Origin of the sequence: uncultured Cetobacterium sp. (assembly GCF_947072685.1) — a bacterium.
In the GTDB taxonomy this organism is placed as follows: domain Bacteria; phylum Fusobacteriota; class Fusobacteriia; order Fusobacteriales; family Fusobacteriaceae; genus Cetobacterium_A.
The window spans coordinates 1-8,296 of the sequence record NZ_CAMTIK010000040.1 but is presented as its reverse complement, the minus strand read 5'-3'; the positions used below and the strand labels follow the sequence as shown (position 1 = coordinate 8,296).

The 8,296-nt window shown below is 27.0% G+C and carries 11 protein-coding genes; all 11 read right to left on the bottom strand.

Going from position 1 to position 8,296, the window contains the following annotated elements:
• Positions 1–300, bottom strand: a 300-nt coding sequence (locus Q0V67_RS10065; protein ID WP_297599234.1) for a hypothetical protein, incomplete at its 3' end; no start/stop codon positions are given.
• A 128-nt stretch (positions 301–428) separates the two neighbouring features.
• The gene (locus Q0V67_RS10060) at positions 429–614 is read right to left on the bottom strand and encodes a dihydrolipoamide acetyltransferase (RefSeq protein ID WP_297599232.1); all 186 of its coding nucleotides are present in this window, start codon (positions 612–614) and stop codon (positions 429–431) included.
• Positions 615–685: 71 nt separating this feature from the next.
• A complete protein-coding gene (locus tag Q0V67_RS10055) occupies positions 686–925 on the bottom strand; it encodes a hypothetical protein (protein ID WP_297599230.1) in 240 nt (79 codons plus the stop codon).
• 48 nt (positions 926–973) lie between these two features.
• Positions 974–1,216, bottom strand: coding sequence for a hypothetical protein (locus Q0V67_RS10050; RefSeq protein WP_297599228.1), 243 nt, complete (start codon positions 1,214–1,216; stop codon positions 974–976).
• A 65-nt stretch (positions 1,217–1,281) separates the two neighbouring features.
• On the bottom strand, positions 1,282–2,022 hold the full coding sequence (locus tag Q0V67_RS10045; RefSeq protein ID WP_297599226.1) for a MipA/OmpV family protein: 741 nt from the start codon (positions 2,020–2,022) through the stop codon (positions 1,282–1,284).
• On the bottom strand, positions 2,019–4,460 hold the full coding sequence (locus Q0V67_RS10040; RefSeq protein WP_297599225.1) for a conjugal transfer protein TrbE: 2,442 nt from the start codon (positions 4,458–4,460) through the stop codon (positions 2,019–2,021). The genes Q0V67_RS10045 and Q0V67_RS10040 overlap by 4 nt, the downstream gene beginning before the upstream one ends.
• Before the next feature lie 12 nt (positions 4,461–4,472).
• A complete protein-coding gene (locus Q0V67_RS10035; protein WP_047380750.1) occupies positions 4,473–4,730 on the bottom strand; it encodes a VirB3 family type IV secretion system protein in 258 nt (85 codons plus the stop codon).
• A complete protein-coding gene (trbB, locus tag Q0V67_RS10030; protein WP_047380748.1) occupies positions 4,730–5,653 on the bottom strand; it encodes a P-type conjugative transfer ATPase TrbB in 924 nt (307 codons plus the stop codon). The genes Q0V67_RS10035 and trbB overlap by 1 nt, the downstream gene beginning before the upstream one ends.
• Entirely contained in the window at positions 5,646–5,987 is a 342-nt protein-coding gene (locus tag Q0V67_RS10025; RefSeq protein WP_047380746.1) for a hypothetical protein, read from the bottom strand. Before Q0V67_RS10025 ends, trbB begins: the two co-directional genes overlap by 8 nt.
• A complete protein-coding gene (locus tag Q0V67_RS10020) occupies positions 5,984–7,948 on the bottom strand; it encodes a type IV secretory system conjugative DNA transfer family protein (protein ID WP_297599220.1) in 1,965 nt (654 codons plus the stop codon). The genes Q0V67_RS10025 and Q0V67_RS10020 overlap by 4 nt, the downstream gene beginning before the upstream one ends.
• The coding region (locus Q0V67_RS10015) for a hypothetical protein (protein ID WP_297599218.1) at positions 7,941–8,296 on the bottom strand (356 nt) is incomplete at its 5' end. The genes Q0V67_RS10020 and Q0V67_RS10015, both read right to left, overlap by 8 nt.

Genomic DNA, 8,296 nt, shown 5'->3' with positions numbered 1-8,296 from the left:
TGGTGGATTAATCGGTGGTTCTACTGGTGGTTTGATTTCTTCATCACCTAGTTTAAAATCAAAAATATTTCTAATTTCTTTATTTTTAGCCTTAGCAAATAATCCATTTATAAAAATCATTACTTCGGTTTCTTCAGATTTTGAAATAAATTTATTTTCAATTGTATTTTTATCTTCATTAACTATAATATTCTCTGCATAAGAGAATCCCCCTGTTATAAAAAATGCTACCATTAATCCTAATGAATAACTTTTTTTACCTTTTAAAAAACCCTTGATTTTTGACTCGTAATTAAACATAAAATCCTCCCTGATGTATATTTTAACTTTATTTTTTATACAATATATGTTATACTAATTTTGCTATAGTGTTTTTATAAAACACTCATTACCATTTTTGCTTCCGTTGAGGTTGTGAAGATGGTTTTTTATTTTGTAACTTTTTTTACATTTAACTCTTTAGTTTCAGAATTAAAAGTCAATTCAACCTCTTTCTCGTTTTCAGAAAGCTCCATTTCTCTAGCCCATTCAATCGGAATGGTGATTCGTGGAGTCAAATGACCTGACCCTGATTTTACAAAAGTTACATTTTTTACTACTTTTTTTATATTCATTTTCCAACCTCCAACACTCGTACGAGTGTAAAAATATAATATCATACACACTCGTACGAGTCAAGGTTTTTTTATATTTTATATTCTAAATTTTCTACTTCTCTTTTCTTTACTTTGATTTCTAGTGATATTTTTGTTAATGTGCTTATAACTTTTATATATATTTCTTTTCCCCTTATTTGAAATATATTGATTTTTAATTTTTCATTTTCTTTTAAAAAGCCTTTAATTAAGTATTTATTTTTTAAAAGTTTAATTGCATAACTTCTTTTAAAAATATCTTTATATGATTTTCTCTTTATTTTTCTCATTTTCTAGTTCTCCCAGTGCTATAGTTCTTTTATAAAAAATCCATCAGTTTACTGTAAATACCCCAATGCTATTAAAAATTTTACATCATTAAATTTTGCACTCATATTTATATTCACAACTGAAACTTGCTCATGTCTTTTATTAAAATTTAAATTATAAGTTGTTATAGCTTTTAAAATTTTATATTCTTTATTATCTAATTCTCTCATTAAATCATTAAATGCTCGATTACTTGCTTCTGTTATTTCATCCTCTGTAAACTTTTTGTTATTAATAATTTCTTTACACATAATCCTTCTCCCATTTCTTTAATCTTAAATCCTAATATAAACTTTGCTTCAACTTGAAGCAAAGTTTAGAATGAATATCTTATTCCAATTCCCCCGTATACTTGATTATTGCTTCTTACGATTGGAGAATCTGAAATTTTATCATCAAAATACTCTACTCCCACAAATGTATTAACCACAAGTTGCTCTGTTATATTTGTTTCTATTGCTATATTAGCTCCTGCACTAAAAGAATCTGATGTTGAATAGCTTTTATTAATTTTAGGACTTCTTATAGCTTCTTCTTGAGAAACTCCTACATAATAATTTAAAAACTCTTTATCATAATATTTAAAAGATAATGTTGGTAAAATTGCCACTCTATCATTTATATAAATAATCTTAGAAAGGTTTATTTCTCCTTTTGAACCATGTTCTCCCCATATATAATTTATATTTCCAACTGTATCTTCTGTAAAATCAAAATCCATTGATAAACCACCCATCAATTGACTCTTTCTATCTTTTATATTATAACCCTTATCCATATCAGAATTACTAATAGACCATCCTTCAAAATATCCACCTAATGGTTCTCCAATTACTGACCAAGAAAAACCATCCTCCTCATATGCTTTAATTCCTACTGTTCCACCATTTATAAAAAATCTATCGTAACTCAAATTAATCAATGGTAAGGGTCTTATTTGGTCTTTAGCTCTATAAATTGAATTTGAGAATGTTGTTGCTACCCCTATTGATTGAACTTCATTAGCCATAGTCAAAGAGCTAATTGCTAATGCTCCTAGTAATAAATATTTTTTCATTTTTTATCTTCCTCCCGATTTTGATTTTCCATTAATAAATTGACATTTCTTACAATAGTTTCTCCATCTAATTTTTTATAATTTAACCATTTTATATTAAATTCTTCAGTTGATAGATGATAATACTCTTTACATTTCTGTTGATCTATTTCTCCTGATGTTGCAACATAAGCTAATTCTAATGGACTCAATGCTAATTCAAATAATCTACTACCTTTAGGACTTTTAAAATAGTATTGTCTTTTAATAATCGCACTATAAATTATTTCAATTTCTCTTTCATTTAATCCAAACAATTTATATATATCACTATCTTGTTTTGCATTTGCATTAGGTAAGAAAAATCTAGTGTAACAAGCGTCTAAAACTGCACTTAATATATTTGAATTTGCTATATCTGATAATGATTGAGTAGCAAAAACAACTGAAGTATTTTTCTTTCTAAGAACTTTTAACCATTCTCTTATTTTGGCTTCAAATTTTGGATTATCGAAAAATAACCAACATTCATCAAGAGTAATTAATGTTGGTTTCCCATCCAACCTTTCTGTTTCAATTTTATGAAATAAATAATCTAAGCATGGAGCTATCGCTTTTTTAGTTTGAGCGATTTTTTCCATTTCAAACACTTGAAAATTAGAGCTTGATATTGTTTCTTTATCCCCATCAAAATATTTAGCATACTGTCCTTTTCCAAAATATGGTGCTAAGCCTTCTTTCAATGATAAATCTTGTCCACCAATTAAATTAGCAAAAGAGCTTAAAGTTCTAAAATTAGTTGGAGTAGTTGCAATATTATTTAATGTTGCCCATATATATGATTTTTTTTGAGGATTTAATTCTACCCCTTCACTTTCTAATATATTTTCTATCCATTCTTGACACCATTCTCTTTCTTTAGGATCATCACATTTTGCTAAAGGCTGAAATCTTAAATTATCTTCTCCTAAATCATAAAAATTACCACCTATAGCTTTTGTTAATACTCTACTAGAGCCACCTTTATCAAAACTAAAAACTTGTGAATTTTTATATTTTTTAAATTGAACTGCCATGAAAGCTAGTAATACTGATTTTCCTGCTCCTGTCGGTCCGACAACTAAAGAATGTCCTACATCATTATAGTGAATATTGGCTCTAAAAGGTGTATTCCCACTTGTTTGAGAGTAAAACAAACTCGGTTCTTTCAAATGCTTATTAATTTCATCACCTGCCCATACTGCTGATATGGGTAATAATGTCGTTAAAACTTGTGTGTCCATTGGTGGTCGTCTTACATTTGAATATATATTTCCTGGTATTGATGACTGCCATGATTCTTCAGTATTTATAGTTTCTACTTCTGCTATAAACCCTAATGAATTTAATAAGTTTTTTACTTCTTTTAGTTCTTTAAATAATTGATTTTGATTTTTATTACTCAAAACAATACTTGCCGTATATTGACCTAATGCTGTTTCTTCTGCTTCAATCTTCCTTCTAACTTCTTTTAATTCATTTGCATTATTATACGCATTTATATTTATATTTTTTGTTTCTTCTTTTGTCATAATTTCTTTTATAACTTGCCATAAATCTTTTACTTTTCCATCCCAATTTCTTAGATAAGAGTTAATCTCTTTTAATGCTTCTAGTTTGTCATAAATCATGTATCTTGTTACAAATCTATACTCTAAGGGTAATCTATTAAGCCTGTCTAAAATAACTGACGTTGTAACATCAGGGAAGTTATAAATACTTACTGTTCCTATATATTTTTCTCCTAATTTTGGTTCTAATCCACCTATAAATTCACAATCACTTATAAACCCATCAAAGAGCATTTTATATTTTTGTTCTTCACTTAATTTTATTTTAAACTCTGTATCTGATATACAACTATGAAAATAATTTATTATTTCATCTGTATTTAAAGCTTTTAACTCTTTACATACAGTTCCTAAAACTGAATAAGCTGCATTTATAGTATCTTTGAAAATTTGTAAAGAATTGCTATATAAATCTAATCTTTGTTTATTCTCACTTTCTAAAAATAATTTGAAAAATTTTTCTGTTTTTTCAATTGGGATTTTATAAGTAAATGTTAAATAATATTCACTTTCATAATGTGTACCTGATTTAAAAAACTCTTCTCTTTCTGTTTCAACTATAAACGTTGGAATTTCTTTAATAAATTTTGCTCTATTATAATCTTCAGATTTTTTTCTTCTAGCTTCACAATGTATTGTCCAATTTCCACCTAATCTTTTTAAGAAATTATTTACAATCCCTAAATTTCTTTCTAATTCAGGAATTGTACAAGAATCTAAATCTTGACCTCTAAATTTAAAAACTGAACTTAAAGAATAATTTTTATTTATTATTATGTTTTCTTCTAAACAGTAAGCCCAGGGAAAAGCATATGCAATTCGCTCTGTTTCTTGATATTCTTTAAACATTTTTATCTCCTATTATGATCTGTATTTTTTTTTATTCTTCAAATATTTCATTAATACTTCAAACCATTGTGGATCTTTTTTTGTAGCCCATACTATAAATCCATGAAGTATTATTGATAACATTATAAAAAATATTATATAAAAAAATGTACCTGTTGCAAAAATCCCTACCATAGCTAGTACACCATTAAAAATTACTGGTTTCTTTGACCCTCCACCCATTGTCAAAGGAGTTGTTAAAGCCTTTGGGACTTTTTGTCTATAATCCATTAGACCACCTCATTTAATATATATTCTCCATTTTTATAGCCATCAACTGTTACAATTTGTGTAATTTTTCTCTGACCTTCAACTTTTGCTATTACTACAACTAAATCTACAGCTCTAGCAATAAGTTTAGATTGTGGATTCGCTGAAACTTCTTGAATATATTGCTCTAATTTTTCTAAACCTCCTAAACAATCATCAGCATGAATTGTAGATATTCCACCTGGGTGTCCACTATTCCATGCTTTTAATAAGTCTAAAGCAGCTCCATCTCTTATTTCTCCCACTATGATTCTTTCAGGAGTTTTTCTCATTGTTATTTTAATTAAATCTCTTATGCTTGTATTTTTACAAGTTTTCATTCTAACTTTATTTTCTGTTTCACATTGTAATTCTTGTACATCTTCTATTAAAACAACTCTATTTTTATATTTTGCTATTTCTTTTAAAATAGCATTACATAGTGTAGTCTTTCCTGAAGATGTTCCACCAACTACTAATATATTTTTTCTATCTTTAACAGCTTCTTCAATTATATTTTTTTGACGTATTGTCATTACTTCGTTTTTTAAGTAATCATTAAGTGAAAAGACTCTAATAGCTTTTTTTCTAATATTAAAACTAACATTAGAAACAATTGGAGGAATTTCTATTTGAAATCTAAATCCTGTTCCTGGTAATTCTCCACCTAAATGTGGACAATCTTGATTTATCTCTGCTCCAATATGACTTGCTAGTAAATAAGCTACACTTAATGCTTTTTCATTATCTATAATTACTCCTGTATCTTTAGTCCCATCAAAAGTATCTATCCATAATTTCCCATCATCATTTAGCATAATTTCAATTACACTATCATCTGAAAAATATTTAACTACTTCTTGACCTAAAGAATAGTTTAAAAGCTGTATTAAAGAACTATTCATTTTTTATTTCCCCTTGATTTTCATTCTCTGCTTTAATTCCATTCAATTCTTTTATTTCTCTTATTCCATTTTCAACACAATCTACTAAAAGTTTCATGTTATCATCTTGCTTTAAAAGTTCAATTAATTTTTCATTCATAAATAATGGTTTTAAATTTTTATTCCAAATTTTTATAACTTCTTTATTAAATACTTTTAATTCATTCTCTTTAGCACCTTCCAGTTCTTCATAAATTCTAAGAACTTTAAATCTCGCTAATTCAATTCTAGTTAATTTTCCATTTTTTTGCTTTTCTCTTAATGTTTGTAACTCTATTCTTTCATCTTGTTTCATTCTTTTATCACCCATTTTTTAATTTTTTTAATTTTACTTTTCATAAATGCTTTTACTTTTTGTTTTATTTCATTTCTATAATTTCTTTTCTTAGTTTTATAAACAGATTGTCTGTTTATATATTTTTCTTCAGCATACCATCTTACTTTTTTTCCATAAATTGGACTAAACCCTGTTACAAATATTAAGCTATCTGCTTTAGGTAATTTGCTAATCTCTGCTGAATATAATAACGGTCTTGACATAAGTGATTCAGAATAATTCCAATCTGAAAAATATTTCATTCCTTTATATGATAAATTCTTTACAACTACAGTTTTATTTCCCATTTTTTTCTCTAACATTTGTGGTGTATCAGTATCATTTGGAGCATAATAGATTTGAATATGGCAGTTATCTATTATTTTATTATTTTTTCCATAAATACTGTATAATTGATTCAAAGATTGAGTTATCATAAATGCCTTTACTCCATAACCTGCACTAAATGCTAAGGAAGTTTCAAAATCTTTCATTTTTCCAATTGCAGGGAACTCATCTATAAGCAATAATAATCTATGCTTGTAAGGTTTCCCTTCTATTTTTATTTCTGCTGTTAATTTGTTTATCATTTGTAAAATTAATATCTTTGCCAATACTTTTACTTTTTCTAAATCTTTTGGTGGAGTAACAAAATAAAAAGTTATAGGCTTTTCTCCATTCATTAAATCAGATAATCGAATTTCTGATGAACTTGTATTTTCTCCGATTAATGGTGTATCAAAAATTGCTAAATTAGTTTTTGCTGAAGATATTATTCCTGACCTTTCTTTTTCTGCTCTTCCGAGCATATCTGCACCCATTTTTGATACAGTAGGATGTATATATGGTCTTTCTTCACCTTTTAAAGTTATTAAATCTTTTGTTACATATTCAAATAAATAATCTGATTTTTCTTTATCCCAGTTAAATTTATTTTCAGTTTCTTTCGTTATATGGTCATTATATGCCATAGCTTGTAATTTTTGTTCCTCTGTTGTTGCAGGAGAAGTTAAAAATCTATATACATCTCTTAAACATCCAACTTGACCTTCATTAGCTTTAGAGTACATCACAAATAAAATAACTGCTGTTAAAAAATTTACTGCTGTCGGACCGAAAAATGTATCTGATTCATTAACTGTTATTAATGCTTCAACAACCTCTCTTGTTTGATCATACTCAAATAATGTTCCTAATTGAATTTCAGATAAAGGATTATATTTATTTGAATTAATATCCGTTGGTGCAAATCTTATAATTCTTTGTCCTATTTTTTCTCTGTACTTTGATGTTAAAGCAAAGTTTTCATTCTTTATATCAAGAACAAATGCAGAACCTTTCCAAGTTAAAAGAGTTGGAATAACAAGTCCTACTCCTTTACCTGATCTAGTCGGTGCCATAGCAATCATATGCTCTAGTCCAAGACTTCTAAGTTCTCTACCATAGGTATCTCTACCACATACCACACCATCAGAATATCTTTCTTCTTCATCTTCTATTTGATTATATAACTCAACTGTTTCAGCTCTTTTAAATTCTTTTATTACATTTTCTTTTGTAGTAATCAACCCCATATCAGGATTATCAATTTCATCTTTTGTAGCCCAATCAGCCGAACCATGACTATCTAATTTCTTTTTACTCTTATTTAAAATTGATAAAACTAAAACACTAAATATTAAAACTCCAAATAATACTGAAGTTGCTGAATTATTAGCTACTGGTGCTGTTTCTCCATGTTGTTCACTCCATTTTATAAATAAAAATGGATTATATAACTTTGCTTCAACTTGAAATAAAGTTTTAACTAACAATGGTTTTCCTAATCCTGGATGAAAGTTAGTCTTATATGCAAACATTTGTGTAGCTCCACTAAATGCAATTAATATCATTGTTATAAAAAATATAAAACTTATTTTTTTCTTAGTTTTTTTATTCATTAAGCTCCTTCTTTAAATTCTCTAAATCTTCTAATTCTTTTAAAATAAAATATTCTTCTACCAATCTATTTTTTTTCCAATGTCTAACTTCAACTAAAAAATTAAATATTTCATCTGAATCTTGAAGATAGTATTCTCCATCTTTTTCTAATCTTTCTTTATCTTTAGATAAATATTTAAACTCTCTATCTTCCCAATCTCCATTTAATATTTCTGTCAAATCATCTGAATCTAGATTAAAAATTGGAGTTATATTTTTTACCTCAATACTATTTTCCTGTAATTCGTTTATAATAGCTTTCAATAACCTTGTTTTTTTTCCAGTTACTTTTCTACATTTGACTAAAT